This window comes from Aureimonas sp. Leaf324 (assembly GCF_001423245.1).
GTDB lineage: Bacteria > Pseudomonadota > Alphaproteobacteria > Rhizobiales > Rhizobiaceae > Aureimonas.
In genome coordinates this window covers 23,169-48,130 of the sequence record NZ_LMOH01000023.1, presented here as the reverse complement: position 1 = coordinate 48,130, position 24,962 = coordinate 23,169, and the positions used below count along the sequence as shown (strand labels likewise).

The following is a 24,962-nucleotide window of genomic DNA, read 5'->3' as shown; positions in this document are numbered from 1 at the left end:
GCCATCCCGGTTGCGTCGCGCCGCGGTGGGCGCCCGGCTCCATACCGCGGACGCGCCGTGCCGTCACTTGATCGGGCGCTTCTCGAGCTTTCGCGCCAGCGTGCGGCGGTGCATGCCGAGGCGCCGCGCGGCTTCGGATATGTTGAAGTCCGTTTCCACGAGAACTTCGTGGATGCGCTCCCATTCGAGCGTCTTGATCGAGGTCGGGCGGTTGGTCAGCGGTACGTTCGCATCGCCGGCGCCGCGCCCGAAGGCGGCCTCGATGTCGTCGGTGTTGGCGGGTTTGGCGAGATAGTGGCTGGCGCCGAGCTTGATCGCCTCGACCGCCGTCGCGATGCTGGCAAAGCCCGTCAGGACGACGATCAGGATGTCGGGGTCGTGCTCGTGCAGCATCTCGACGCAGGCGAGGCCGGAGCTTCCGGCAAGCTTCAGGTCGACGACCGCAAAGCCGGGCGTACGCTCCATCAGGAGCGCCCGCAGCGCCTCGGCATCGGGCGCCACCACGACCTCGTATTCGCGCCGCTCGAACGATCGCTTCAGCGTCTTGGCGAAGGCCTCATCGTCATCGACCACCACCAGCAGGCGTTCGCTCATGTCGCGTCCTCCTCGATCGACAGGGCGTCGAGCGGCAGGGTCAGTTCGACCAACGCCCCGCCGTTCGCCAGGTTTTCGGCATGAACGTTGCCGCCGAGCTTGCGAAGGACGTTGAAGACGAGGAACAGGCCGAGCCCGCCGCCGAGGCGCCCTTTGGTGGACTGATAGGGCTTGCCGAGCGAGGCGAGGATCGCCGAGTCGAAGCCGGGGCCGCGATCTTCCACACGTAACCGAAGCTGGTCGCCGACGCGGGCGGCGTGGAACAGAATGCGGTCCGGCGAGACTTCGTAGGCGTTGTCGAGGACGTTGAAGACGACCTGCCGCAGCGTCGACTCCGATACGATCGGCATGTTCCGGTCGAAGCTGTTCTCGTAGCGCAGGTTGGCGCCCGGTCGCGTCGCGCGCCAGTCGGCCGCCAGCCCGTCGAGGAACTGGTGCATCGTCGTCATGCCCGCCTCAAGGCCGCGCGCCTCGCCGGCCGACATCAGGATATGGGTGACGATCGACTTGCAGCGCCGCACCTCGGCCTGCATCGCCTCGATCTCGTCGACGAGTTCCGGGTTGGCGGTGAGCGAGGGCATCCTGCGCCAGTCGCCGAGAATAATCGATAGGGTCGAAAGCGGCGTGCCGAGTTCGTGTGCCGCGCCCGACGCCAGAAGGCCCATGCGCACGATGTGGTCCTCTTCCGCCGCGTGCTGGCGGAGATCGGCGAGGCGTGCGTCGCGCTCGCGGATGTTGTTGCCGATCCGAGTGACGAAGACGACCAGCAGCGCCGCGTTCAGAGCGAAGCAGATCAGCATGCCGATGATGTGTAGGCTCATCAGCCCGAGCCCCTCCTGCTCGACAAATTCGAGCGGGCGGTAGTTCGTCGTCAGGCCGGCGAAGCAGAGCACCGTCACGAGGACGAGGGCGATCGACGACCAGGGCTTCAGAAGCACCGCGCCGAGCGTCACCTGCAGGAGGTAGAGCGAGGTGAACGGGTTGGCGGCGCCGCCGCTGAGGTAGAGCTGCGCGGTCAGTCCCGCGACGTCGAAGAGGAGCGCGGCGAAGAGTTCGACGTTCGTCACCCCGCGCTTCAGGCGAAGGCGCAGGAGACTTCCGAGGTTGAGAAGGACGAGCCCGAGGATCACGCCCAGCATCGGCGCGATGGGGACGGTGACGCCGAGAAACAGCGTGACGAAGGCGATGCTGGCGATCTGCCCGGCCGCCGCGATCCAGCGCAGCTGGATCAGAAGCAGGAGGTTCTTGCGCCCGGCCGAGTCCTCGAGCGGCACACCGTGCAGGAGACGGGTGCGCATCTCGGCAAGACGCGTCGCAGGCGGGACCGGTGCGGCGTCGTCGAGGGGCGCGCTCATCGGCCGGCCTCCGCCATACGCCACGCCGCCCGGCGGCGGCGCTCGTCACGCGCGATCCAGATGCCGGCGCCGGCCAGCATGGCGGCGAGCGCGAACCAGGTCAGCGCATAGACGAGGTGGTGGTTGCGGAAGGCGACGACAGTCAAACCTCCGACGGGAACGCCGCCCGGCGTCTCGCCGGCCGACTGGTCGACGAAGAAGGGCGCGACGGGCCCGAGCCCGCGCATTTGCGCGATCGCCGCGACGTCGCGCGAAAACCAGCGGTCCCCGGCGGGATCGTTCGATCGCAGGAAGCCGCCGCCCGGCTCGTCGAGGCGCAGGAGACCGGTGATGGTCACGGGGCCCGGTAACTGCCCAGCGGCGCGGGTCGACGGATCGCGGCGCTCGGGCAGCACGAAGCCGCGGTTGATGAGGATCGTCGATCCGTCCGCCGTCACGAAGGGCGTCATCACCCAGAAGCCCGATCCGAGTTCCGTGAGGGCCTGGACGAACGTCTCGCGGTCGTTGCGAAAGGAGCCTTCGAGCCGCACCCGGCGGTACTCCTCGCCCGGACCGTCGAACCGAGCCCACTGCGCGGGGGAGGGGGGAGCAGCGGGCGGCGCATTGACGCGGGCTTCCACGCGCTGGATGAGATCGAGCTTCCACGACAGGCGCTGGACCTGCCAGACGCCGAGGCCGACGAGCGCCACAAACACGAAAAGCCCGGCGGCGCCGAGAAGAAGGAGGGAGAGGCGGCTTCGAGGCCGCCCCGCCGCATTCGAGGCGTCCGGCCCCGGCGCCAGGCGCCGGGTCTCGGTCACGGCATCTGGCTCATGTCGTGCTGCATGGCCGGCATCATGTTCGTGTTGAGGTGGTACATGACCCACAGCGAACCTGCGATCGTGATGATCAGGATCACGACGGTGAAGATCAGGGCCAGCATGTTCCAGCCACCTTCCGACTTCGTGTTCATGTGCAGGAAGTAGACCATGTGGACCACGATCTGCACCGCCGCGAAGGCCATGACCACGAAGGCCGTGACGCGGGTCGAGTCGAAGACGTCGCCCATCACCAGCCAGAACGGGATCGTCGTCAGGACGACCGATAGGAGGAAGCCGGTGAGATACCCCTTGAAGCTGCCGTGGCCGGCCTCGTGGTGGTCGTGGAGAACCTCGACCTGAGCCCCGTGATGCTTCTCGCTCATGCTAGCGACCCCATGAGGTAGACGAAGGAGAAGACGCCGATCCAGACGACGTCGAGGAAGTGCCAGAACATCGACAGGCACATCAATCGGCGGCGGTTTTCCGGGATCAGGCCCTTCCAGACGACCTGCACCATCAGCACGACCAGCCACAGCGCGCCGAAGGCGACGTGGAGCGCATGGGTGCCGACGAGCGCGAAGAACGAGGACAGGAAGGCCGAACGCTGCGGACCGGCGCCGATCTCGATCAGGTGGTGGAACTCGTAGGCGGTGGCGCCGAGGAACCCGAGACCGAAGACGCCGGTCACGGCGAGCCAGGCGAGCGTCAGCCCCTTAGAGCCCTTCTCCATCGCGAGCATCGCCATGCCGTAGGTGATCGACGATACGAGGAGGAGGCCCGTGGACAGGGCCACGAGTTCGAGATCGAAGAGGTCGGCCCCCGAGGGGCCGGCCGCATAGGAGCGCCCGTAGACGCCGTAGCAGGCGAAGAGCACCGCGAAGATGAGGCAATCGCTCATCAGGTAGAGCCAGAAGCCGAGAAGGGTGCCGCCCTCGGCGTGGCCCTCCTCTTCGGCGACATAGAACTTCAGCTCGTTGCTGTCGATGCCGGCAGCGGACACCGCGTTTGCGTGGGCCATCGATCAGACTCCCAATGTCGCCAGGAGCTGCGTGCGCTCCTGCTCGGCCCGGGCCACTTCATCGGCCGGGATGTAGAAATCGCGCTTGTAGTTGAAGCTGTGCACGATCGTCGTCCCGATGATGGCGACGAAGGACAGGGCGGCCAGCCACCAGATGTACCACACGAGGGCGAAGCCGCAGGCCACCGACAGGCCGGCCAGGATCACGCCCGCACCCGTGTTCGCAGGCATGTGGACAGGACGGAAGCCGGTGAGCGGACGGACGTAGCCGCGCCGCTTCATGTCCCACCACGCATCGCCGTCGTGGATCATCGGGGTGAAGGCGAAGTTGTAGGCCGGCGGCGGCGAGGAGGTCGCCCACTCCAGCGTGCGCCCGCCCCAAGGGTCGCCCGTCACGTCGCGCAGCTTGTCGCGGTTCTTGATGCTCACGTAGATCTGGATCAGGAACGAGGCGATGCCGAGCGCCACTAGGAAGGCGCCGAAGGCCGCGATGACGAACCAGATCTGCAGCGACGGATCCTCGAAGTGGTTCATGCGGCGCGTCACGCCCATAAGGCCGAGCACGTAGAGCGGCGCGAAGGCGAACCAGAAGCCGGTCAGCCAGAACCAGAAGCTCATCTTGCCCCAGAACTCGTCGAGCTTGAAGCCGAAGGCCTTCGGGAACCAGTAGTTCACGCCGGCGAAGAGGCCGAACAGCACGCCGCCGATGATGACGTTGTGGAAGTGCGCCACGAGGAACAGCGAGTTGTGCAGCACGAAGTCCGCCGGGGGAACGGCGAGGAGCACGCCGGTCATGCCGCCGATCACGAAGGTGACCATGAAGCCGAGGCTCCACAGCATCGGCACGTCGAACCGGATGCGCCCGCGATACATCGTGAACAGCCAGTTGAAGATCTTCGCGCCCGTCGGGATCGAGATGATCATCGTCGTGATGCCGAAGAACGAGTTCACGCTGGCGCCCGAGCCCATCGTGAAGAAGTGGTGCAGCCAGACGAGGTAGGAGAGGATCGTGATGACGACCGTCGCGTAGACCATCGACGCGTAGCCGAAGAGACGCTTCGAGGAATAGGTCGAGACGACCTCGGAGAAGATGCCGAAGGCCGGCAGGATCAGGATGTAGACCTCCGGGTGACCCCAGATCCAGATGAGGTTCACGTACATCATCGGATTGCCGCCGAGATCGTTCGAGAAGAAGTTCGTCCCGACGTAGCGATCCAGCGAGAGGAGGGTCATCACCGCCGTCAGCACCGGGAAGGCGGCGACGATGAGGACGTTGGTGCAGAGCGAGGTCCATGTGAAGATCGGCATCTTCATCATGGTCATGCCGGGCGCGCGCATCTTCACGATCGTGACGATCAGGTTGATGCCCGACAGCAAGGTTCCGACGCCCGCGATCTGCAGGGCCCAGATGTAGTAGTCGACGCCGACGCCCGGACTATAGGCCGGTCCCGACAGCGGCGGCATCGCCAGCCAGCCGGTGCGCGCGAACTCGCCCACGAACAGCGAGAACATCACCATCACCGCGCCGCCGACCGTCATCCAGAACGAGAAGTTGTTGAGGAACGGGAACGCCACGTCGCGTGCGCCGATCTGCAGCGGCACGACGTAGTTCATCAGACCGGTGATGAACGGCATCGCCACGAAGAAGATCATGATCACGCCGTGGGCGGTGAAGATCTGGTCGTAGTGGTGCGGGGGAAGGTATCCCTCGTTCGCGCCGAAGGCGATGGCCTGCTGCGTGCGCATCAGGATCGCGTCGGAGAAGCCGCGCAGCAACATCACGATCGCCAGGATGCAGTACATGATGCCGATCTTCTTGTGATCGACGGTGGTGAACCACTCCGTCCAGAGGTAGCCCCACAGTTTGTAATAGGTCAGCGCGGCGACCAGCGCGGTGCCGCCGATGGCGACCACGGCGAACGTCACGAGGAGGATGGGATCGTGGAGGGGAATGGCATCGAGCGTCAGGCGCCCGAACACCAGTTGCTGTAGATCCATATTGGAAAACATTGGTCGGATCCGCTGGTTCGCGCTGTTTCGAGCCGAGGCTGGGAGGACCCCGGCCGTCGGTCAGTTCGTCTGGTTCAGTTGGTTCGGTGCGATCTCGCCGCCGGATGGGGCGCCGTGACCTTCGTGTCCGTTCATGCCACTCATGCCTTCGTGCCCGGCGTCGCCGGAGGAGCCCATGGGTGCGACGCCTTCCGGGGTCTCCTCAGATCGGGACTCGCGCCCGGAGGCCGGGAACGTCGCGCCCTGCGCTTCGCTTCCGCCGGACGCCCCGGCATAGCCTTCGGGACCATGCCCGGCGCCGTCGTGGTTGCGGTGGCCGTCGTAGATCAGGCGGTCGCGATTCTCTGTGCTTTCGATGCCGGCACCGCCCTGCATGTCGATGTGCATCATCTCATCCATGCACATCTTTCCGGGTGCCGTGCACATGTTGAGAACCGCCTTGTAGAGGCCATCCTCGACGCTGGAGTAGTAGTGGACGGGCTCAGCCTCGCTCGGCTTCTCGACCTCGAGATAGCGCGCGCGGTCGAGCGGCTGCCCCTCGGTGCGCACCTTCTGCACCCAGGCATCGAAGTCGCCCTGGGCGAAGCCGTGGAACTTGAAGTGCATGTTCGAGAAGCCGGCGCCCGAATAGTTGGCCGACATGCCCTCGTAGACGCCGGGCTTGTTGATCACAGCGTGGAGCTTCGTCTCCATGCCGGGCATGGCGTAGATCATGCCGGCGAGGGCCGGCACGTAGAACGTGTTCATGATCGCGCTGGAGGTGATCTTGAAGTTGATCGGCCGATCCACCGGCGCGGCCAGCTCGTTGACCGTCGCGATGCCGTATTCCGGGTAGAAGAACATCCACTTCCAGTCGAGCGCGACGACCTCCACGGTGATCGGCGGGGTGTCCGCAGTCACGGGGCGGACGGCGTCGATGCGGTCGAGCGGCCGGTAGGGGTCGAGCAGGTGCGTCGAGATCCAGGTGACGGCGCCGAGCGCGATGATGATCATCAGCGGCGCGGTCCAGATCAACACCTCAAGGCGCGTCGAATGATGCCAGTCGCCGTCGTATTTGGCGTCCGCGTTGCTGGCGCGATAGCGCCACGCGAACCAGAAGGTCGCGATGATCACCGGCACGATGATGAGCAGCATCAGGCCGGTTGAGATAAGGATGAGGTTGGCCTGCTGGTTGGCGATGAAGCCGGAGGGATTCATCACCACAAGGTTACACCCGCCGAGGATCAGCAGGAGCGGCAGCACGGCCAGGGCGCGCAAGGATCTCTGGAGCAAAACGACCATCTCAGTCCCGATGTCTTGTTCCGCGATGTATGTTTTGCGGTGCGGAATGGGGATTGGACGTTTTGTCCAACCGCGCTTCGTTTGACGAATATGCAGCGGGCGACCTATTCGGCATCGGAGCACGCCATAAATTTAGGGGGCGGGCATCACGCCCCCATTCTCAGGAGCTGCGGCATGTCGACGCCGAACCAGTCAGTGGCCTCGTCCACGGAAATGGAACGCGACGCCCGTCTCGTCTCGACCGACGGCCATGTGTCGCCCGGCGAACTGGCGATCGGCGTCGTGATCGGGCGCGCCTCGGAGGCGTTCGACTTCTTCGTCTACGGCATCGCATCGGTGATCGTCTTCCCGGCCCTGATGTTCCCGTTCACCGACAAGCTGACCGGCACGCTCTATGCGTTCGCCATCTTCGGCCTCGCCTTCATCGCCCGTCCGTTCGGCTCGATCCTGTTCATGGAAGTGGATCGCCGGCACGGACGAGGGGTCAAGCTGACGATCGCGCTCTTCCTCCTCGGCGGCTCGACAGCGGCCATCGCCTTTCTGCCGGGATACCAGTCCGCAGGCATATGGGCGATCGTCGCGCTCATCGTGTTCCGCCTCGGGCAGGGGTTCGCGCTCGGCGGCGCCTGGGACGGTCTGGCGTCGCTCCTTGCCATGCACGCGCCGGAGAAGCACCGCGCCTGGTACGCGATGCTGCCGCAGCTCGGCACGCCGATCGGCTTCATTCTCGCAAGCTCGCTCTTCGCCTTCTTCTACCTCAACCTCGCGGCCGAGGACTTCCTCGGCTGGGGCTGGCGCTATCCGTTCTTCGTGGCCTTCACGATCAACGTCGTGGCGCTCTTCGCCCGCCTTCGCCTGATCGCGACGGAAGAATATGCCGAGCTCTACGAGAGCCGCGACCTGACGCCGGTCAGCGTCAAGGAACTCGTGGCCAAGCAGGGCAATGCGGTGCTCGTGGGCGCCTTCGTCCCGCTGGCGAGCTTCGCGCTCTTCCATCTCGTCACGATCTTCCCGATCTCCTACGTCGACATCTTCTCGAACCGCTCGCCCGGCGAGTTCCTGCTGATGCAGCTCGGCGGCGCAGCGATCTGTCTCGTGTGCATCCTCCTGTCCGGCTCGATCGCCGATCGCGTCGGTCGGCGCACGCACCTGGGCGCCTGCGCTATCGCCATCGCGGCCTTCAGCGTCGCGACGCCGTTCCTTCTGGGCGGTGGCTCGACGGCGCAGACCGCTTTCATCATGATCGGTTTCGCGCTTCTCGGCCTGTCGCACGGCCAGTCCGCCGGCGCCGTCGCGTCGAACTTCGCGGGGCGCGATCGCTACACGGGTTCCGCGCTGACCACCGACCTCGCGTGGCTGATCGGCGCCGGCTTCGCGCCGCTGGTCGCGCTCGGGGCGACCAGCAGGTTCGGCCTCATCGCCGTCGGCATCTATCTCCTGTCCGGCGCGGTGTGCACGTTGATCGCCCTTCGCGTGAACCGGCAGATGCGGCTGCGAGCGGTCTGACCGCCGAGGCGGGCGGTCCGATCGAGCGTCAGCGCGTGGCGAAGGCGAAAGATCAGACCGCCGACGAGGACGTAGGCGGCGAGAAAGACCATCAACCGGGTCATTCCGACGCCTTCGCTTCCGCCAAAAAGAACGCGCCAGACGCGCAGAAGCGCTCCGGAACCTTTGGGCATGCTGTCCATGGGGATCGTTCTCCGGTTCGGCGTTGGCACCCGCAGGTGCCAACGCACTCATTTCCAGCGGAATGGATCAGGGGCCGGCGGTCGCAGAGCCCGGTTGGGCGCCATGCTCGTCGGTCTCGTCCGGTGCGCTGCCGACGGCTTCGACGCCCCATTCGTCGCGCGCCTGCGCGGTCGTCCGGTTCAGGATCACCGCGCCCGCTTCCACGCGATCCACGCTGTCGAGATGGATGAAGTGGTGTTCGCCGCCCGCAGCCGGGTCGGTCTTCGTCAGCTTGATCCGGTCGCCGTCGAGGTGGTCGACGGTGCCGACATGGCCGCCGTCCGACCCCCTCACGTCCTGATGCTCTTCGATCCTCGTGCGGTCCACCATGGGCCCATCTCTTTCATGCCAGCCGGGCAGGCGCGCCCGTCCGTCGATGGTTCGGCAATGGGGTTTCGCGAGGCGCGGTTCCGGCAGCCCACGGCGGACTGCTTGGCTGGCCAAGCGAACGCTTGCGGTGGAGCGTGATCGAAGAGGGCGCGTTGTGGTCCCATCGGGAATGTTGGGAAGGGCCGACGTCATGGGAGAGGAGCCTCGCTTCGACCGACCGGAGGCGTTTGCCGAGCGGCTGCGAACTTTCGGCCCCGAACCGCTCCTCATCTGTCACAACGATGCCGACGGCCTGTCGGCCGGCGTCATCCTCAAGGCTGCGATGACGCGAGCCGGTCGACCACCGTCGGTGCGCATCGTCGGCAAGGGCGAGAACGCCTATTCGGATGCGTTTCGGCAGGAACTCGCCGGGCTGCAGATCGGCGGACTGGTGATCGCGGACCTCGGCACGGCCGCGCGTCTGCCGCGCGAGGACGTTCCGGCCATCGTCGTCGATCATCACGTTCCCACCGGGCGACCGGTCAACGCGCTGACGATCAGCGGCATCGCGGACGATCCGGTCCCGACGTCCAGCCTTCTGGCCTACCGATGCGCCCAGTCGGTCGGCGATGCCGGCGACCTCCTGTGGCTCGCCGCGATCGGGTTGATCGGCGACCTCGCCGACGAGGCGGGGTTCCACGAAATGGCCGAAGCCAGGGCGCGCTACGGCATCACCGCACTTCGCAAGGCCACGTCGCTCGTCAACGCGCCCCGTCGCACCGCGAGCGGCGATGCGTCGGCGGCCTTCGACCTTCTCGAAAAGGCGGACGGGCCGAAGGCGGTTCTCTCCGGTGCTTATCCCGAGACGGGCTCGCTTCTCGCGGCCAAGGCCGAGGTCGCGGTGGCGCTCGACGAGGCGCGGAAGGTCGCTCCGAAGGTGGTCGGCGATGTCGCGATCATCCGCTTCTCCTCGCCCTGCCAGATCCATCCGCTGGTGGCGCAGGCCTGGCGCGGACGTCTCAAGGATCGGCTCGTGATCGCCGCCAACACCGGCTATCGCGAGGGCTGGGTGCATTTTGCCGCACGCACGGCGACGGACCGTGACATCCTCCGATTTCTCGCCGAGGTCCGTCCGGCAGGCGCCGACGAGCAGTACGGCAACGGTCACCGGGCCGCGTCCGGTGGCGCCTTGCGGGCGAAGGACTGGAACGAGTTCGTTCACGCTCTCGGCTTCGGGCCCGAGATGACGGTGCCGGCCGGCGCCCCTTGAAGGACGAACGCCTTCCGGCGCAAGAAGGGCGCCACGCGAAGACGCCTTCTGCGTCGGCGCGGCCATGCGACTGGAGCCCATGTCCCCGATCGATCCCTTCCGCGCCACCCGCGCGCTGTTCGACCTTCCCGACGGCCTCGTCTATCTCGACGGCAATTCGCTCGGCGCGCTGCCGAAAAGCGTCGGGCCGCGCGTCGCCGAGGTGATCGCGAGCGAATGGGGCGGGCAGCTCATCGGCGCCTGGAACAGCGCTGGCTGGGTCGATCTGCCGCGCCGCGTCGGCGACCGCGTCGGCCGCCTGATCGGAGCACCGGCGGGGACGGTCGTCATGGGCGACACCCTGTCGATCAAGGTCTTTCAGGCGCTCGCCTCTGCTCTGGAACTCCGGCCCGATCGACGCGTAATCCTGTCGGACACCGGCAACTTCCCGACCGACCTCTACATGGCGCAAGGGCTGATCGCCTCGCTCGACCGCGGCCACAAACTTCGCGTCGTCGAGCCGGAAGCCGTCGAGGCTGCGATCGACGAAAGCGTCGCCGTCGTCATGCTGACGCAGGTCGACTATCGGACCGGCCGTCTGCATGACATGGCCGGATTGACGCGCAAGGCGCACGAGGCGGGAGCCCTCGTGATCTGGGATCTCGCCCATTCCGCCGGGGCCCTGCCGATCGACCTTGCGGCAGCCGGGGCGGACTTTGCCGTGGGCTGTACCTACAAATACCTGAACGGCGGGCCCGGCGCGCCGGCCTTCATCTATGTCGCGCCGCGGCTCTCCGATGCCGTTCGGCCCGCCCTGTCCGGCTGGTTCGGCCACGACGCGCCCTTCGCCTTCGAGCCGACCTACCGGCCGGCGGCGGGTGTCGAGCGGATGCGGGTCGGAACGCCGCCGATCCTGGCGCTGTCCGCGCTCGATGCGGCGCTCGACGCCTGGGAGGGGATCGACATGGAGGCTCTGCGCGCCCGCTCGATCGAACTGGGGGAACTCTTCATCGCCGAGGTCCGACGCTCCCGTCCGGAGCTCGAACTGGCATCGCCCGAGGACCCCGCGCGGCGGGGATCGCAGGTCTCGTTCCGTCATGCCGAGGGTTATGCGGTGATGCAGGCGCTGATCGCGGAGGGCGTGATCGGGGACTATCGCGCCCCCGACATCATGCGCTTCGGTTTTACGCCGCTCTATCTCGGCGAGGACGACGTGCGGCGCGGTGCGGCCGTCCTCCTCGAGATCCTGGCGAGCGGTCGCTGGGACCGCCCGGACTATCGCCGCCGAAACAAGGTGACCTGACCGGCGGCGATAAGGGAGGGGCGGCGGATCAGACCGTCGCGCCGCCCGCCTGATTGACGATCACGTTCGCGCCGGCGCTGGCGCGGTCGTAGAGGTCGATGATGTCGTGGTTCATGAACCGCACGCAGCCCGACGATACGGCCTTGCCGATGGTCCACCACTCCGGCGTTCCATGCAGGCGATAGAGCGTGTCCTGTCCGTTCTGGAAGAGGTAGAGCGCGCGGGCGCCGAGCGGGTTCTTCAGCCCCGGCTCCATCCCTTCGCGATAGATCTCGAGTTCCGGCTGGCGCGCGATCATCTCGGCCGGCGGCGTCCAGCGCGGCCACTCGCGCTTGAACTGGACCTTCGCTCGGCCCTCCCAGGCGAACCCGTCGCGGCCGATGCCGACGCCGTAGCGCATCGCGGTGCCGCCCGGCTGAATGAGGTAGGCGTAGCGCGTCGGGGTGTCGATGATGATGGTGCCCGGCTCTTCCGGACCGGCGTAGGCGACCTCGCGGCGTAGGTAGCGCAGGTCCATCCGGCGGAAGTCGATGCCCGGAATCGTGTACCCGCCGTCCTGGATCGGGCCGTAGGCGGTCAGGTATTCCGGGCTGACGCCGGACGGGCCGGTGCCGCCGTTGAACGGGGTCAGATTGGCGATGCGCGCGCGGTTGTCGGTGGTGCACCCGGACAGGGCGAGGGCGGCGGCCCCGAGGCCGAGCCCCTGAAGCAGGGAACGGCGCGAGAGGGCGCGCGGGGAACGATCTTCGGTCATGATCCAGCCAGAACTTGGCGACCGCACCTGCCCCCTTTTTGCTGAAGGCTTGCGATCCGGTCGAGTCAACACATGCGCTGAGAACGCGCGGGTTCGATCTTCGTTCCCAAGCCTTAAGGTCTCCTGACGCCGGCGGCGCGGCGGTTCGGCCGGGGAAGGATATTCCCCGCTCAGCTGGTCTTTCGCAACGCGCGAGGCTGACAAACAAGCGGGGAGGCTCTAGCTAAGGGCCCGGTTTCAGCGCCCGCCGGCGAGACCGAATCGCCACGCCGGGGGCTCGCGAAGAAGGAGACGACCGATGGCCTTCACCCTGCCCGAACTCCCCTACGCCTACGATGCCCTCCAGCCGTACATGTCCAAGGAGACGCTGGAGTATCATCACGACAAGCATCACCAGGCCTATGTCGACATGGGCAACAAGCTTGCCGCCGACGCCGGTCTCGCCGACGCGTCGCTGGAAGAGGTGGTGAAGCAGTCCTTCGGCAAGAACCAGCCGCTCTTCAACAACGCGGGCCAGCACTACAACCACATCCACTTCTGGAAGTGGATGAAGCCGAACGGCGGCGGCAAGAGCCTGCCCGGCAAGCTGCAGACGGCGTTCGATTCCGATCTCGGCGGCTACGACAAGTTCCGCAACGATTTCGTGGAAGCCGGCAAGACGCAGTTCGGTTCGGGCTGGGCGTGGGTCGCCGTGAAGGACGGCAAGCTGCAGATCGTCAAGACGCCGAACGGCGAGAACCCCCTGGTGCACGGCGCGACCCCGATCCTCGGCGTCGACGTGTGGGAGCATTCCTACTACATCGACTACCGTAACGCCCGCCCGAAGTACCTCGAGGCGTTCGTCGACAACCTGATCAACTGGGATTACGTCCTGGAGCGCTACGAGGCCGCCGGCGCCTGATCGCCGACGCGCTCCGATCCATTCGAGAGGCCCTGCCGCACCCGCTGCGGCGGGGCCTTTTCCATTCCGGCATCGGTGCGTCATCGAAGATGGATGGACAGGGCGACCATTCCCCTGTTGTCTCTCTGGAGACGTTCCAAATCTGGCTCCTGGAGAATCGGACATGTCGACTTGGAAGATGGGTTTCGCGGGTCTCGTGGTCTCCGCAGCGCTTCTGGCGCCCCTCCTGCCGGCAACGGCACAGAACACCGACGTCATCGCCGAGCGCCAGCAGCTGATGAAGAACAACGCCAAGGCGGCACGTTCGGCCAACGCGCTGATCAAGGGTGAGGAGCCCTACGACGCCGCCAAGGCGAACGCGATCTTCACGATGCTGAACGCCGACGCGAAGACGTTCGGCACGCTGTTCCCGGAGGACTCCAAGACCGGTGGGAAGACCGAAGCCTCGCCGGCGATCTGGGAGAAGCCGGCCGAGTTCGAGGCGGCAAACGCCAAGTTCGTCGCCGATACACAGGCCGCGCTTGATGCCAAGCCGGCCGACGTGGAGGCCTTCAAGACGGCGTTCGCGAGCGTCGCCGCCAACTGCCAGAGCTGCCACCAGCAGTTCCGCGCGAAGTAGCCCGATCCGGTGGCCGCGCGCCGGATCCTCGTGGCGCTGGGCGCCGTGGTGGTCGTCGCCAGCGGCGCCTATGCCCTGACGACGCCCCGTCGCCTGCCATTGGAAGCGATCGCCGCCGAGGGAAGCGGCGACGCGGCGCGCGGCGAACGCCTGTTCCACGCCGGCGGATGCGCGTCCTGCCACGCGCCGTCCGAGCCTGCGGGCGACGGTCCGGTGGTGTTGGCCGGAGGGCCGCCGCTGGTGACGAAGTTCGGAACGTTCCACGCGCCCAACATCACGCCGGACCCGCAGGCCGGGATCGGTGCCTGGTCGCTGGCCGACTTCGCCAACGCGATGCAGCGCGGCGTCGATCCGAACGGCCAGCCGCTCTATCCCGCCTTTCCCTACACGTCCTATGCGCGCATGACCGCCGGCGACATCGCCGACCTCCATGCCTATCTGATGACGCTGCCGACTTCGGGGACCATCTCGCCGCCCAACGATCTCGCATTCCCCTACAGCATTCGCCGAGGCGTCGGGCTGTGGCAGCGCGTCTTCCTCGATCCGGCGCCGGTCGTCGTGCTGCCGACCGACGCGTCCGAGGCGGTCAAACGCGGGCAGTATCTCGTCGAGGGGCCGGGCCATTGCGGCGAATGCCACACGCCGCGGACCTTCGGCGGGCTCGGCGGTCTCGATCATTCTCGCTGGCTGGCCGGTGGTCCGGCGCCCGAGGGCGACGGCAACATTCCCGACATCACGCCGGGCGGCGAGACGGCCGACTGGTCGGAGGCCGATCTCGCGACCTATTTCGAGACCGGCTTCACGCCGGACTTCGACAGCGTCGGCGGCTCGATGGTCGCAGTCCAGAACAACCTGGCGAAGCTTTTGCCGGAAGACCGCGCGGCGATCGCAGCCTATCTGAAGGCGATCCCCGCTATCGCACCAAGCGGCGAGGGGAACTGACGCTCCCCCCGCTTGCGAGGATTCGTCAGGCGGCCGGCCGCTTGGCCGGCAGACCCATAAGCTTCAGCGCGAAGGCGTAGATCATCGCGACCTCCTCGAGCTTGGCGAAGCGGCCCGACGCGCCGCCGTGGCCGGCCCCCATGTTGGTGTGCAGCACGACGGGATTGCCGTCGGTCTTCACCGCCCGCAGGCGCGCCACCCACTTGGCCGGCTCCCAGTAGGTCACCCGCGGGTCGGTGAGGCCCGCGAGCGCCAGGATCGGCGGATAGGCCTGGGGCTTCACGTTGTCGTAGGGGCTGTAGCCCGCGATCGTCGCATAGTCGGCGGGCGAGACGATGGGATTGCCCCATTCCGGCCATTCCGGCGGCGTCAGCGGCAGCGTGTCGTCCAGCATCGTGTTGAGGACGTCGACGAACGGGACCACCGCGACGATGCCGCCGAACTTCTCCGGCGCCATGTTGGCGACCGCGCCCATCAGCATGCCGCCGGCCGACCCGCCATTGGCGACGATCCGGTCGTGACGCGTGTAGTTCTTGGCAACCAGATGATCGGCCGCCGCGATGAAGTCGGTGAACGTGTTGCGCTTGTGCTCGCGCCGCCCCGCCTCGTACCAGCGGAACCCCTTGTCCTTGCCGCCCCGGATATGGGCGATCGCGTAGACGAAGCCGCGGTCGACGAGCGACAGGCAATTGGTGTTGAACGAGGCGGGAATGGTCATCCCGTAGGAGCCGTAGCCGTAGAGGAGGCACGGGGCCGAGCCGTCGAGCGGCGTGTCGCGGCGATAGACGAGCGAGATCGGCACCGTCTCGCCGTCGGCCGCCGGGGCATGGATGCGGCGCGTGACGTAGGCCGCAGGGTCGTGGCCGGACGGCACTTCCTGCGTCTTCAGGAGCCGGCGCTCGCGGGTTTCCAGATCGTACTCGAAGGTCTGGTTCGGCGTCGTCATCGACGAATACGAAAAGCGGATCGTGTCGGTGTCGAACTCGTAGGTGCCGCCGAGGCCGAGCGAGTAGGCCTCCTCCTCGAAGGCCACGACATGCTCGGCGCCATCGGCAAGACGCTTCACGACGATGCGCGGCAGGCCGTCCCGGCGCTCCAGCCAGACGAGGTGGCGCTTCAGGATCAGATGGCTGAGGATCAGGCGCCCGTCCTCATGGGGAACGAGGTCGCGCCAGTTCTCCTTGCCGGGCAGGTCGGCCGGCGCGGTCACGATCTTGAAGTCGCGCGCGCCGTCGGCGTTGGTCAGGATGTAAAGGGTGCCGTCGCCCTCGTCGATGTCGTACTCGACGCCGGTCTGGCGGCGCACCACGAGGCGCGGCTCGGCGGCCGGGTTCATCGCCGGGATCAGCCAGGCTTCCGAAGTTTCGTGATCGTGGATGTCGATGATGACGAAGCCGTTCCCCTGTGTGCCGCCGACGCCCATGAAGAAGCCGGTGTCGGTCTCCTCGTAGATCAGCGGGTCGTCGGCCGGGGCGGTGCCCAGCGCATGGTAGAAGACGCGGCTCGGCCGGTGGTTGGCGTCGAGGCGGGTGTAGAAGAAACCGTGCGAGCGGGCGTCCCACGCGACGCCGCCGCTCGTATCGGCGATGAGTTCGGCCGTGTCATCGCCCGTCTCGAGATCGCGCACGGACAGATCGTAGAACTCCGACCCCTTGTCGTCGCGCGACCAGGCGAGCCATCGGTGGTCCGGCGAGTGGTCGACGCCGCCCAGCGAGAAGTAGTCGGTTCCTTCGGCCTCGATCTCGCCGTCGAGCATCACGCGCTCGTCGCCGCCCTCGCGCGCACAACGGACGAAGCGGGGGTACTCGGCTCCGTGCCGATAGGACACGCCGTAGGCATAGGGACCGTCGGGCGCCGGAACGGACGAGTCGTCCTCCTTGATGCGCGCGCGCATCTCGGCGATCAGCTCCGCCTTCAGCGCGTCGAGGTCGCCGAGCACCGCTTTCGAATAGACGTTCTCCGCATCGATATGCGAGCGGATCGCCGGGTCGAGCAGGCTCGTGTCCTTGAACATCTCCTGCCAGTTCGGGGCGCGCAGCCAAGCGTAGTCGTCGGTTCGCGTCTGGCCATGGCGCTCGTCCGAGACGGGACGGCGCACGGCAGGCGGGGGAGGGGGAAGGTCGTCGCGAAAGGCGGAGGGCATGGCGTGTCCGTTCAGGGCCGCAAGGGCAGGATACGGGACGCCGGAGGCGCCCCGCCTTCGGGGAACCTCGTCGCTCAATCGCGCTGGAAGTTCAACGCATATCCGTTCATGCAGTAGCGCAGGCCCGTCGGGCGCGGGCCGTCGTCGAAGACATGGCCGAGATGGGCGTCGCAGTCGTGGCAGCGGACCTCCGTGCGAACCATGCCGTGCGACCGGTCCGTCACCTCGTCCACCGAGGCCGGATCGACCGGCTGGTAGAAGCTCGGCCAGCCGGTGCCGGAGTCGAACTTCGTCTCCGAGCGGAACAGCGGACGATCGCAGCACACGCAGGTGTAGAGGCCGTCCGCCTTCTGGTCCCAGTTGGGTCCCGTGAAGGGACGCTCCGTCCCGTGGCCACGGGCCACCTGGTACTGCTCGGGCGTGAGCTGCTCGCGCCATTCCGCGTCGCTCTTGTTCACCTTCTGATGCTCGGCCATCGTCCTCTCCTTCACGGCATTCCTCGATTGGTGCCTAGCTAGGATTGCCGGGCCTCTCCCACAAGCGCAGAGGCTCGCGGACCCCGCGCACATGCACCGTTCACGCGCTGTTTAACCTTGAAAATTGGGGTCCCGGCTCTAGCCTTTGCTGCGTAGCGGCATGAGGAATGCCGCGCAGCGCGCGAGGCATCACGGGGACTGGATGGACCACCTTTCGGACGGACTGTTGTTTCTCGCTCTGGCGCTTCCGTTCCTAGGAGCCCTCGTCGCTCCCCTCAGCATCATTCTCCTCGACCGGCTCGGTTCGGTCTTCCTCGCGCTGTTTCCGATCGGCGGTCTCGCCATCCTCTTCCAGCAGAGCGCGCAGGTTCAGGCCCGCGTGCCGATCCTGTTCGGCTTCGACTGGGTTCCCTCGTTCGGCGTGCGTTTCGCCTTCCGGCTCGACGGCCTGTCCTTCGGCTTCGCCTTCCTGATCCTGTTCATCGGTGCGCTCGTCGTCCTCTACTCCGGCGGCTACATGCCGCGCGGCTCCAAGCGCGGCCGCTTCCACGCGTTCATCCTTCTTTTCATGGGCTCGATGCTGGGCCTCGTCCTGGCCGACGATCTCATCACGCTCTTCATCTTCTGGGAGCTGACGTCGATCACCAGCTTCCTGCTTATCGGCTTCGACCACGAGCGCGAGGCGGCGCGGCGCGGCGCCGTGCAGGCGCTGGTCGTCACCGGCGGCGGCGGGCTGGCGCTCCTGGCCGGCCTCCTGATGATCCGCGAGGGGACGGGGCTGTCGTCGCTGAGCCTCCTTCTCGACGCGCCCGACGCATTCCGCACCAGCGGCATCTTCGTTCCGGCCCTGCTTCTGGTCCTCCTCGGGGCCTTCACGAAGTCGGCGCAGATGCCCTTCCACGTCTGGCTGCCCAACGCGATGGAGGCGCCGACGCCGGTGTCCGCCTACCTTCATTCCGCGACGATGGTGAAGGCCGGCATCTATCTCCTGATGCGCATGTTCCCGATGGTCGGCGACAGCGTCATCTGGGCGACGGTCCTGCCGCTCTTCGGCGGCGTCACCCTGGTGGTCGGCGCCGTGCTGGCGCTCCGCCAGAGCGACATCAAGCTCATGCTCGCCTACACCACGGTCGCCTCGCTCGGCCTTCTCGTCATGCTGCTCGGCATCGGGTCGGAGCTCGCGATCGAGGCGGCGGTGCTCTACCTCTTCGCCCATTCGCTGGCCAAGGCGTGCCTCTTCATGGTCGCGGGTTCGATCGACCACGGCGCGGGAACGCGCGACATCCGCGCGCTCGGCGGCCTTCGCCTGAAAATGCCCGTCACCTTCGCCGCGGCGATCCTCGGGGCGGCGGCGATGGGCGGCCTGCCGCCGCTCTTCGGCTTCCTCGCCAAGGAAGAGGTCTACGCGGCGACCGCAACGGCCGACCTTCGCGGCGTCCTGACGACGATCGCGGCCGTGGCCGGCAATGCCCTGATGTTCGCAGTCGCGCTTCTGGTGGCCCTGAAGCCGTTCCTCGGGCCGTTGCCGAGCGGCATGCGGCGCGCGCACGAGACCAGCCCGATGATCTGGTTCGGACCGCTCCTTCTCGGGGTGATCGGCCTTCTCGCGGCGATCTTCTCGCAGACGACGCACAAGTTCATCTCCAATCCGATGTCGCCGCCCGCCCTCGACGGGGCGCTGGCGGTGGACATCGCGCTCGGCTTCCACTGGGGGCCGGCGCTGATCCTCTCGATCCTGACGGTCGCGCTCGGCGTCGTGCTGTTCCTACGCGCCCAGCGGATGCGCTCCGGCATCGCCGCGCTTCTCGCACGGATCGGATGGGGACCGGACAAGGGTTTCGATCAGGCGCTGCGCGGGCTCGTCGCCATCGCTTGGCACATCACCAACCGCCTCCAGCCCGGTCGTCTCGACATCTACATGCGCGTGACCTTCGGCGTCATCGTCGCGACCGTCTGGATCACGCTGGTCTGGACGCGGTCGCTGCCGGCCGTGCCCGAGTTCCCGCGCCTCTTCTTCTACGAATGGGCGATCATCGGCATCGTCATCCTCGGTATTCTCGTCGTCGCGTTCTCGGCGAGCCGTCTCACGGCGATCGTCTCGCTCGGCATCCAGGGGCTGGCGGTCGCGCTCCTCTTCATGCTCCTCGGGGCGCCGGACCTGTCGTTCACGCAGTTCATGGTCGAGATCCTGTCGGTCTCGATCCTCGCCCTCGTGATGACGCGGCTTCGCCTGATGCCTGCCGACCGGCGTCCGTGGAGTAAGATCGTGCCGGAGGCGGGGCTGGCTGCCGCCGGCGGGATCGGGTTCGGCCTTCTGCTCCTCGCCGTCACGCAGCGCCCGTTCGACACGAAGCTCGCCGAATTCTACGAGACCTACAGCTATACGATCGCGCATGGGCGCAACGTCGTGAACGTGATCCTCGTCGACTTCCGCGGCGTCGACACCTGGGGCGAGATCGCCGTGGTCCTGACGACGGGCGCCGCGATCCTCGCGCTCGTGCGCATCCGGGCGACGAAGCCGGACGGACGCCATTCGCGCAAACGGCGGCGCCGGTCCGGGGAGCTGCACCCATGAGGACCGTCATCTTCCGCGTGACTGCGCCCTACATCACGGCCCTCATGCTCCTGTTCTCGCTGTTCGTGCTCCTGCGCGGTCACAACGAGCCGGGCGGCGGCTTCATCGGCGGCCTCATCGCCTCGTCCGCCATCGCGGTCTACGGCATGGCCTGCGGCGTCGATGCGGTGCGCCGGGCGCTTCACTTCCATCCGATCGCCTATGCCGGGTTCGGCCTTATCGTCGCGGTGATCGCGGGTCTGATGCCGCTCTTCGGCGGCGCGCAGTTCATGACGGGACTTTGGGCCTTCGTGTCCGTGGCGGGCGCGGAACTCGCATTGTCGACGACGCTGATCTTCGATCTCGGCGTCTTCCTCGTCATCGTCGGCGCGATCTCCTCGATCGCGCTGTCGCTCGAAGAACGCTACTCGGGATGAGGGAGGCCGTCTGACATGGAAATCGCCCTGGCCGGCCTCGTCGCCGTGATGTTCTCCGTCACCATCTACCTGCTGCTGTCGCGCTACATCATCCGCATGCTGCTGGGCGTGGTGCTGCTCGGGAATTCGGTCAACCTGTCGCTCTTCGTCGCCGGCCGGATCAGCCCGATCGCCCCGCCGCTCATTCCGGCGGGTCTCAAGGTCCCGCCGCAGGACATCGCCAACCCTGTGCCGCAGGCGCTGGTGCTGACCGCGATCGTGATCTCCTTCTCGTTCTTCGTGTTCCTCCTCGTCCTCGCCTACCGCGCCTACCAGGACCTCGAGACCGACGACACGATGGAGATGCGCGTGGCCGAGCCCGAGGACGAGGGGCTGCCGCCCCTCGGCTACTGAGGAAGACGATGGACGAAACCGCCACCCTAATTTCGCAGGCCATGGTGCTCGACCGGTTCACGCCGGATCAGGCGCTCCTCGTGCTGCCGGTCGTGATCTGCTTCGTCTTCGGCGCCATCCTCCTGATGATGCGCCGGCGCATGGATCTTCATCCGGTGATCGCGGTGATCGGGCTGGCGCTCCTTCTGGCCACCGACCTCGCCCTCCTCTGGCGCATCGCCGAGGGCGGGCCGATGTCCATGGCGATGGGCGGCTGGCGGCCGCCGTTCGGCATCTCGTTCACGGCCGATCTCCTCAGCGCCCTGTTCCTCTCAGTTGCGGGCTTTGCCGGGCTCGCCTGCGGCATCTACGCGATCGCCTCGATCGACGAGGAAGGGCGCCGCTACGGGTTCTATCCGTTCCTGTTCATGGTGATGGGCGGCGTGTCCGGCGCGTTCCTGACCGGCGACATCTTCAACCTCTATGTCTGGTTCGAGGTGATGCTGATCGGGTCCTTCGGGCTCCTGATCCTCGGCTCCGAGCGCGAGCAGCTCGACGGCGCGACCAAATACTGCTTCCTGAACCTCATCGGCGCGACGCTCTTCCTCCTGACGATCGGCTACCTCTACGGCCTCTTCGGCACGCTCAACATGGCCGATATCGCGGTCAAGTCGGCGCAGATGGAAGGGAACGGCATCCTTCTCACCATCGCCTCGCTGTTCGTCGTGGCCTTTGCGATGAAGGCGGCGGCGTTTCCGCTGAACTTCTGGCTGCCCGCATCCTACCACACGCCCCGCTTCGTGGTGTCGGCCCTGTTCGCCGGCCTTCTGACGAAGGTCGGTATCTACGCCCTGATCCGCGTCGTCCTCATGCTGTTTCCGCCGGAGCGCGGCGGGCTCGGGTTCGTCATCGCCTGGATGGCGGCGCTCACCATGCTGTTCGGCGCGCTCGGCGCACTGGCGCAGTCGGATCTGAGGCGCATGCTGAACTACGCCGTGATCACCGGCATCGGCACCATCCTCGCGGGTATCGCGATCCCGCCCGTCCTCGAAAGCGCGTCGAGCGCCATCACCACCGGTGCGGCCAGCGTTCTGCGGAGCGGCATGGAGGGGGGAGGGGTCGCAAGCGGCGTCTCCGCGGATGGGCCGCTGGCGACGGGTCTGGCCGGTGCGATCTTCTACGCCGTCCACTCCATCGTGGTGATGACCGCGCTGTACCTCGCCGCGGGTGTCGCGGCTTTCCGCAACGGCTCGTCGTCGCTCCACGAGATGGGCGGGTTGTGGCGGCGGCACCCGCTCTTTTCGGCGCTGATGCTGGTGCTGCTTCTCGCCGTCTCCGGCCTGCCTCCCTTCTCGGGCTTCTGGCCGAAGATGCTGCTGGTGCGGGCATCGATCTCGGCCGACCTGCCGTGGCTCGCCTTCGCCGTGCTCGTGTCGGGTTTCCTGCTGACCATCGCCTGCGCCCGCGTGTTCGCGCTGGCCTTCTGGCGGCCGCTGCCGGCGCTGGCCGACCCGGAACCACACGCTGGCGAAGACGCCTTCCGGGCGCCGCCGCCCGGACGCCCGCTGGCGACGATCCCGCTCGTCGCGCTTTGCGTCTTCGTGATCGCGATCGGCATCTGGCCAGAGCCACTGGCCGGCCTGTCGATGCAGGCCGCCCATCAGGTGCTTCACCCCTCGCAATACCTCTCGGCTGTCCTCGGAGCCGTGCCATGAGCCCCTTCGTCGCCAACCTCCTCCTCGCGCTCGTCTGGCTGGTCATCACCGGCGGGTTCAGCCTGGCGAACCTGATCTTCGGCTTCTTCCTCGGCGGCGCATCGCTCTATCTCATCCGCGAGCAGGTGGGCGCGGGGAGCTATTTCCAGAACGGCCGCAAGGTCGCCTCGCTGATCCTCTTCCTGATCTACGATCTCGCCGTGTCGGCATGGCGCGTCGCGGTCGTCGTCATGCGGCCGAAGCTCGAGCTGAAGCCCGGCGTCTTCCTTTATCGCCACAAGGTCCGCAGCGAGTTCCAGATCGCGCTTCTCTCCAATCTCGTCGGGCTAACGCCGGGCACGCTGATCTTCGACATCTCGGACGACGAGCGTACTCTCTACGTCCACGCCTTCGATTGTTCCGATCCCGACGCGCGCCGCCGGGAAATTTCGGAGGGCTTCGAGCGCCGCATCTTGGAGCTGTCGGAATGAGCTTCCTGCAGTTTTCCGAGATCGTCCTCGACTGGGCGCTGTCGATCGCGCTCGTGCTTCTCTGCCTCTCGCTGACGCTGACGATCGTGCGCATCTGGAAGGGACCGACGCTGCCGGACCGCGTTCTGGGGCTCGACGTCCTGACGAGCTCCTCGATCGGGCTGATCGCGGTGATCGGCATCGACACAGGGTTCACGCTCTACGTCGATATCGCCATCGCGCTCGGTCTCGTCGGCTTTCTGGCCACGATCTCGTTCGCGCGCTTCATCATGGCGCGCGGCGACACGGAGCGTTCGCCCGTCGCGATCGCATTGAGCGACGAACCGGACGAGGTCGTCCTGTCGGAGGAGCCGCAGCCATGACCGCGATGGGCAATCTTCTGGCCGCCCTGTTCGTCATCCTCGGCGCGCTGTTCGCGCTGGTCGCCTCCGTCGGCATCCTGCGCCTGCCGGACTTCTACACCCGCGTCCATGCCGCCTCGAAGGCCGGCACGGTGGGATCGGCTCTCGCCCTCGTCGCGCTCGCCATCGTCTCGGTCCAGACCGCCGAGGTGCTGCGCGCCATCGCGGCCATCGTGTTCTTCTTCCTGACCGCGCCGATCGCGGCCCATCTTCTCGGGAAGGCGGCCTATTCGGCGGGGTATCGCATGTGGTCCGGCTCGGTCCTCGACGAAATGCAGGCGCGCAAACCCGCGACGGAAGAGGGCGACGGCGGCGCGTCGCAGAGGCCGATCCTGTGAGCTCTCGTGCGCTGATCGCAATGGCGGGATTGTTCGGCGCGGCCGGCACGGCCGGTGCGGCCTTCGCGGCCCATGGGGGCGCGCAAGCCAACCTCGTCGCCATCGCGGCCGCGATCGCCTTCGTGCATGCGCCGGCACTCTTGGCGCTTGGGCTGGCGCCGATCGGGATCCTACGTGCTCCCGTGTTGCCCGGATCCCTGATGATCCTCGGCACGCTCCTGTTTTCCGGCGACGTGGCCCTGCGGGCCGTGACGGGCGAGCGCCTCTTCGCCAACGCCGCGCCGATCGGCGGCACGATCCTCATCCTCGCCTGGCTGATGCTCGCGATCCTTGCCGTCCTTCCGCGCCGCTCGGCTTGACGCCGCGTCGGCGCGATGGCTCCCATGCGGGCCGGCATGGGAGACAAGTATGACGGGATTCGACGAGAAGCTGTTCGCGAACCGCACGGTGGTGGTCACGGGAGCGGGGCGAGGCATTGGGGCGGCCGTCGCGACGGCGTTCCTGCGTTGCGGCGCGCAGGTCATCGCCCATGCCGGGCGCGACCTGTCGCATGTCGAGGGCGACCTTCTGGCGCGCCTGCCGTCCGGCGCGCGGGCGAACCTGAAGCTCCTCACCGGCGATCTCGCCGCACCGGATGGCGGCGCGGAGCTCGCGCGGGAGATCCTGTCCCATGCGAGCGCGATCGACGTCCTCGTCAACAATGCCGGCACGATGGGCGGACGCATTCCGACGGGCCAGGAGACGCGCGAGGACTACGACCACGTCCTCGATCTCAACATCCGTTCCGTCGTGGCGCTCACCGGCACCCTCCTGCCGGCGCTGCGCCGGGCGGAACGAGCCTCGATCGTCAACACCGTCTCGATCTCGGGCCGGCAGGGCGGGAGCGCCGGCTCGGCGCTCTATTCCGGTGCCAAGGCTTTCGTCTCGGCCTGGACGAAGACGCTCGCCAAGGAACTGGCACCGGACGGCATCCGGGTGAACGCCGTCTCGCCCGGCACGATCATGACCGACTTCCATCGCCGCTATTCGACGAAGGACAAGCTCGACGCGACCGCCGCGGCGATCCCGATGAAGCGGCTCGGCACCGCCGAGGACTGCGCGCCCGCCTACCTCTTCCTCGCCGCCAACACCCTGTCCGGCTACGTCACCGGACAGATTCTCGAGGTGAACGGTGGTCAGCTGATGCCCTGACC

General features: G+C 67.1%; 26 protein-coding genes. 15 read left to right on the top strand and 11 right to left on the bottom strand.

The features are described 5' to 3' along the window. Positions 1-63: 63 nt before the first annotated feature. The 7 genes from ASF65_RS12460 to cyoA form a co-directional block, all read right to left on the bottom strand. Positions 64-594 carry a response regulator transcription factor gene (locus ASF65_RS12460; RefSeq protein ID WP_055889661.1) on the bottom strand — a complete coding sequence of 177 codons (531 nt, stop codon included), beginning with the start codon at positions 592-594 and terminating at the stop codon, positions 64-66. Then, entirely contained in the window at positions 591-1,949 is a 1,359-nt protein-coding gene (locus ASF65_RS12455; RefSeq protein ID WP_055889659.1) for an ATP-binding protein, read from the bottom strand. The genes ASF65_RS12460 and ASF65_RS12455 overlap by 4 nt, the downstream gene beginning before the upstream one ends. Next, positions 1,946-2,644, bottom strand: coding sequence for an SURF1 family protein (locus tag ASF65_RS12450; RefSeq protein WP_244486686.1), 699 nt, complete (start codon positions 2,642-2,644; stop codon positions 1,946-1,948). Before ASF65_RS12450 ends, ASF65_RS12455 begins: the two co-directional genes overlap by 4 nt. A gap of 101 nt (positions 2,645-2,745) precedes the next feature. Next, complete coding sequence (gene cyoD, locus ASF65_RS12445; protein WP_055889657.1) at positions 2,746-3,132, bottom strand: cytochrome o ubiquinol oxidase subunit IV; 387 nt, start codon at positions 3,130-3,132, stop codon at positions 2,746-2,748. After that, the gene (cyoC, locus tag ASF65_RS12440) at positions 3,129-3,749 is read right to left on the bottom strand and encodes a cytochrome o ubiquinol oxidase subunit III (protein WP_055890279.1); all 621 of its coding nucleotides are present in this window, start codon (positions 3,747-3,749) and stop codon (positions 3,129-3,131) included. The genes cyoD and cyoC overlap by 4 nt, the downstream gene beginning before the upstream one ends. A gap of 21 nt (positions 3,750-3,770) precedes the next feature. Next, positions 3,771-5,777, bottom strand: coding sequence for a cytochrome o ubiquinol oxidase subunit I (gene cyoB, locus ASF65_RS12435; RefSeq protein WP_055889655.1), 2,007 nt, complete (start codon positions 5,775-5,777; stop codon positions 3,771-3,773). Positions 5,778-5,837: 60 nt separating this feature from the next. Continuing rightward, complete coding sequence (gene cyoA / locus ASF65_RS12430) at positions 5,838-7,058, bottom strand: ubiquinol oxidase subunit II (protein ID WP_055889652.1); 1,221 nt, start codon at positions 7,056-7,058, stop codon at positions 5,838-5,840. Positions 7,059-7,232: 174 nt separating this feature from the next. Here cyoA and ASF65_RS12425 point away from each other — a divergent pair, with 174 nt between their 5' ends. Next, positions 7,233-8,564 carry an MFS transporter gene (locus ASF65_RS12425; RefSeq protein WP_055889650.1) on the top strand — a complete coding sequence of 444 codons (1,332 nt, stop codon included), beginning with the start codon at positions 7,233-7,235 and terminating at the stop codon, positions 8,562-8,564. Between the two features lie 249 nt (positions 8,565-8,813). Here the strand turns inward: ASF65_RS12425 and ASF65_RS12415 are convergent, their stop codons facing one another. Beyond that, on the bottom strand, positions 8,814-9,116 hold the full coding sequence (locus ASF65_RS12415; RefSeq protein ID WP_082505529.1) for a DUF2171 domain-containing protein: 303 nt from the start codon (positions 9,114-9,116) through the stop codon (positions 8,814-8,816). Positions 9,117-9,306: 190 nt separating this feature from the next. On the opposite strand from ASF65_RS12415, the gene ASF65_RS12410 reads away from it, so the two are divergent. Both ASF65_RS12410 and kynU read left to right on the top strand, forming a co-directional pair. After that, positions 9,307-10,365, top strand: a complete 1,059-nt coding sequence (locus ASF65_RS12410; RefSeq protein ID WP_244486647.1) for a phosphoesterase — start codon at positions 9,307-9,309, stop codon at positions 10,363-10,365. A 79-nt stretch (positions 10,366-10,444) separates the two neighbouring features. Beyond that, positions 10,445-11,647, top strand: a complete 1,203-nt coding sequence (kynU, locus tag ASF65_RS12405; protein WP_055890278.1) for a kynureninase — start codon at positions 10,445-10,447, stop codon at positions 11,645-11,647. A 28-nt stretch (positions 11,648-11,675) separates the two neighbouring features. On the opposite strand, the gene ASF65_RS12400 is transcribed toward kynU, so the two are convergent. Further along, complete coding sequence (locus tag ASF65_RS12400; RefSeq protein ID WP_055889646.1) at positions 11,676-12,401, bottom strand: L,D-transpeptidase; 726 nt, start codon at positions 12,399-12,401, stop codon at positions 11,676-11,678. Positions 12,402-12,699: 298 nt separating this feature from the next. Between ASF65_RS12400 and ASF65_RS12395 the strand changes: the two genes are divergently transcribed. From ASF65_RS12395 to ASF65_RS12385, 3 genes are all read left to right on the top strand, one after another. Beyond that, positions 12,700-13,302: a superoxide dismutase gene (locus ASF65_RS12395; RefSeq protein WP_055889644.1), complete on the top strand. Its 603-nt coding sequence runs from the start codon at positions 12,700-12,702 to the stop codon at positions 13,300-13,302. 163 nt (positions 13,303-13,465) lie between these two features. After that, positions 13,466-13,921: a cytochrome c gene (locus ASF65_RS12390; RefSeq protein ID WP_082505527.1), complete on the top strand. Its 456-nt coding sequence runs from the start codon at positions 13,466-13,468 to the stop codon at positions 13,919-13,921. Positions 13,922-13,930: 9 nt separating this feature from the next. After that, a complete protein-coding gene (locus ASF65_RS12385; protein WP_055889642.1) occupies positions 13,931-14,863 on the top strand; it encodes a cytochrome c in 933 nt (310 codons plus the stop codon). 25 nt (positions 14,864-14,888) lie between these two features. Here the strand turns inward: ASF65_RS12385 and ASF65_RS12380 are convergent, their stop codons facing one another. After that, positions 14,889-17,006: a S9 family peptidase gene (locus ASF65_RS12380; protein WP_055889640.1), complete on the bottom strand. Its 2,118-nt coding sequence runs from the start codon at positions 17,004-17,006 to the stop codon at positions 14,889-14,891. Positions 17,007-17,080: 74 nt separating this feature from the next. Further along, the gene (gene msrB / locus ASF65_RS12375; RefSeq protein WP_055889638.1) at positions 17,081-17,482 is read right to left on the bottom strand and encodes a peptide-methionine (R)-S-oxide reductase MsrB; all 402 of its coding nucleotides are present in this window, start codon (positions 17,480-17,482) and stop codon (positions 17,081-17,083) included. Positions 17,483-17,684: 202 nt separating this feature from the next. Here msrB and ASF65_RS12370 point away from each other — a divergent pair, with 202 nt between their 5' ends. From ASF65_RS12370 to ASF65_RS12330, 9 genes are read left to right on the top strand one after another with little or no spacing between them, the layout of a single operon-like run. Further along, positions 17,685-20,057: a putative monovalent cation/H+ antiporter subunit A gene (locus tag ASF65_RS12370; protein WP_055889635.1), complete on the top strand. Its 2,373-nt coding sequence runs from the start codon at positions 17,685-17,687 to the stop codon at positions 20,055-20,057. After that, complete coding sequence (locus ASF65_RS12365; RefSeq protein ID WP_055889622.1) at positions 20,054-20,473, top strand: MnhB domain-containing protein; 420 nt, start codon at positions 20,054-20,056, stop codon at positions 20,471-20,473. Before ASF65_RS12370 ends, ASF65_RS12365 begins: the two co-directional genes overlap by 4 nt. A 15-nt stretch (positions 20,474-20,488) precedes the next feature. Then, the gene (locus ASF65_RS12360; protein ID WP_055889619.1) at positions 20,489-20,866 is read left to right on the top strand and encodes a Na+/H+ antiporter subunit C; all 378 of its coding nucleotides are present in this window, start codon (positions 20,489-20,491) and stop codon (positions 20,864-20,866) included. A 41-nt stretch (positions 20,867-20,907) separates the two neighbouring features. Next, positions 20,908-22,560 (top strand): proton-conducting transporter membrane subunit, encoded by a 1,653-nt coding sequence (locus ASF65_RS12355; RefSeq protein WP_244486684.1) that lies wholly within the window; start codon positions 20,908-20,910, stop codon positions 22,558-22,560. Then, a complete protein-coding gene (locus tag ASF65_RS12350) occupies positions 22,557-23,030 on the top strand; it encodes a Na+/H+ antiporter subunit E (protein WP_055889613.1) in 474 nt (157 codons plus the stop codon). Before ASF65_RS12355 ends, ASF65_RS12350 begins: the two co-directional genes overlap by 4 nt. After that, positions 23,027-23,392, top strand: a complete 366-nt coding sequence (locus ASF65_RS12345; RefSeq protein ID WP_055889610.1) for a cation:proton antiporter — start codon at positions 23,027-23,029, stop codon at positions 23,390-23,392. Before ASF65_RS12350 ends, ASF65_RS12345 begins: the two co-directional genes overlap by 4 nt. Further along, positions 23,389-23,769, top strand: coding sequence for a monovalent cation/H(+) antiporter subunit G (mnhG, locus tag ASF65_RS12340; protein WP_055889606.1), 381 nt, complete (start codon positions 23,389-23,391; stop codon positions 23,767-23,769). The genes ASF65_RS12345 and mnhG overlap by 4 nt, the downstream gene beginning before the upstream one ends. A 20-nt stretch (positions 23,770-23,789) precedes the next feature. After that, on the top strand, positions 23,790-24,128 hold the full coding sequence (locus tag ASF65_RS12335) for a DUF423 domain-containing protein (RefSeq protein WP_055889604.1): 339 nt from the start codon (positions 23,790-23,792) through the stop codon (positions 24,126-24,128). Between the two features lie 49 nt (positions 24,129-24,177). Then, on the top strand, positions 24,178-24,960 hold the full coding sequence (locus ASF65_RS12330; RefSeq protein WP_055889599.1) for an SDR family oxidoreductase: 783 nt from the start codon (positions 24,178-24,180) through the stop codon (positions 24,958-24,960). Positions 24,961-24,962: the final 2 nt, after the last annotated feature.

Coding starts and splice junctions, on each gene's coding strand:
- cyoA (WP_055889652.1), bottom strand. CDS start 7,058: ATGGTCGTTTTGCTCCAGAGATCCTTGCGCGCCCTGGCCGTGCTGCCG.
- kynU (WP_055890278.1), top strand. CDS start 10,445: ATGTCCCCGATCGATCCCTTCCGCGCCACCCGCGCGCTGTTCGACCTT.
- ASF65_RS12410 (WP_244486647.1), top strand. CDS start 9,307: ATGGGAGAGGAGCCTCGCTTCGACCGACCGGAGGCGTTTGCCGAGCGG.
- ASF65_RS12365 (WP_055889622.1), top strand. CDS start 20,054: ATGAGGACCGTCATCTTCCGCGTGACTGCGCCCTACATCACGGCCCTC.
- ASF65_RS12330 (WP_055889599.1), top strand. CDS start 24,178: ATGACGGGATTCGACGAGAAGCTGTTCGCGAACCGCACGGTGGTGGTC.
- ASF65_RS12460 (WP_055889661.1), bottom strand. CDS start 594: ATGAGCGAACGCCTGCTGGTGGTGGTCGATGACGATGAGGCCTTCGCC.
- ASF65_RS12360 (WP_055889619.1), top strand. CDS start 20,489: ATGGAAATCGCCCTGGCCGGCCTCGTCGCCGTGATGTTCTCCGTCACC.
- ASF65_RS12400 (WP_055889646.1), bottom strand. CDS start 12,401: ATGACCGAAGATCGTTCCCCGCGCGCCCTCTCGCGCCGTTCCCTGCTT.
- ASF65_RS12355 (WP_244486684.1), top strand. CDS start 20,908: ATGGTGCTCGACCGGTTCACGCCGGATCAGGCGCTCCTCGTGCTGCCG.
- ASF65_RS12415 (WP_082505529.1), bottom strand. CDS start 9,116: ATGGTGGACCGCACGAGGATCGAAGAGCATCAGGACGTGAGGGGGTCG.
- ASF65_RS12335 (WP_055889604.1), top strand. CDS start 23,790: ATGGCGGGATTGTTCGGCGCGGCCGGCACGGCCGGTGCGGCCTTCGCG.
- ASF65_RS12345 (WP_055889610.1), top strand. CDS start 23,027: ATGAGCTTCCTGCAGTTTTCCGAGATCGTCCTCGACTGGGCGCTGTCG.
- ASF65_RS12455 (WP_055889659.1), bottom strand. CDS start 1,949: ATGAGCGCGCCCCTCGACGACGCCGCACCGGTCCCGCCTGCGACGCGT.
- ASF65_RS12425 (WP_055889650.1), top strand. CDS start 7,233: ATGTCGACGCCGAACCAGTCAGTGGCCTCGTCCACGGAAATGGAACGC.
- ASF65_RS12390 (WP_082505527.1), top strand. CDS start 13,466: ATGTCGACTTGGAAGATGGGTTTCGCGGGTCTCGTGGTCTCCGCAGCG.
- mnhG (WP_055889606.1), top strand. CDS start 23,389: ATGACCGCGATGGGCAATCTTCTGGCCGCCCTGTTCGTCATCCTCGGC.
- cyoD (WP_055889657.1), bottom strand. CDS start 3,132: ATGAGCGAGAAGCATCACGGGGCTCAGGTCGAGGTTCTCCACGACCAC.
- ASF65_RS12350 (WP_055889613.1), top strand. CDS start 22,557: ATGAGCCCCTTCGTCGCCAACCTCCTCCTCGCGCTCGTCTGGCTGGTC.
- msrB (WP_055889638.1), bottom strand. CDS start 17,482: ATGGCCGAGCATCAGAAGGTGAACAAGAGCGACGCGGAATGGCGCGAG.
- ASF65_RS12370 (WP_055889635.1), top strand. CDS start 17,685: ATGGACCACCTTTCGGACGGACTGTTGTTTCTCGCTCTGGCGCTTCCG.
- cyoB (WP_055889655.1), bottom strand. CDS start 5,777: ATGTTTTCCAATATGGATCTACAGCAACTGGTGTTCGGGCGCCTGACG.
- ASF65_RS12380 (WP_055889640.1), bottom strand. CDS start 17,006: ATGCCCTCCGCCTTTCGCGACGACCTTCCCCCTCCCCCGCCTGCCGTG.
- ASF65_RS12395 (WP_055889644.1), top strand. CDS start 12,700: ATGGCCTTCACCCTGCCCGAACTCCCCTACGCCTACGATGCCCTCCAG.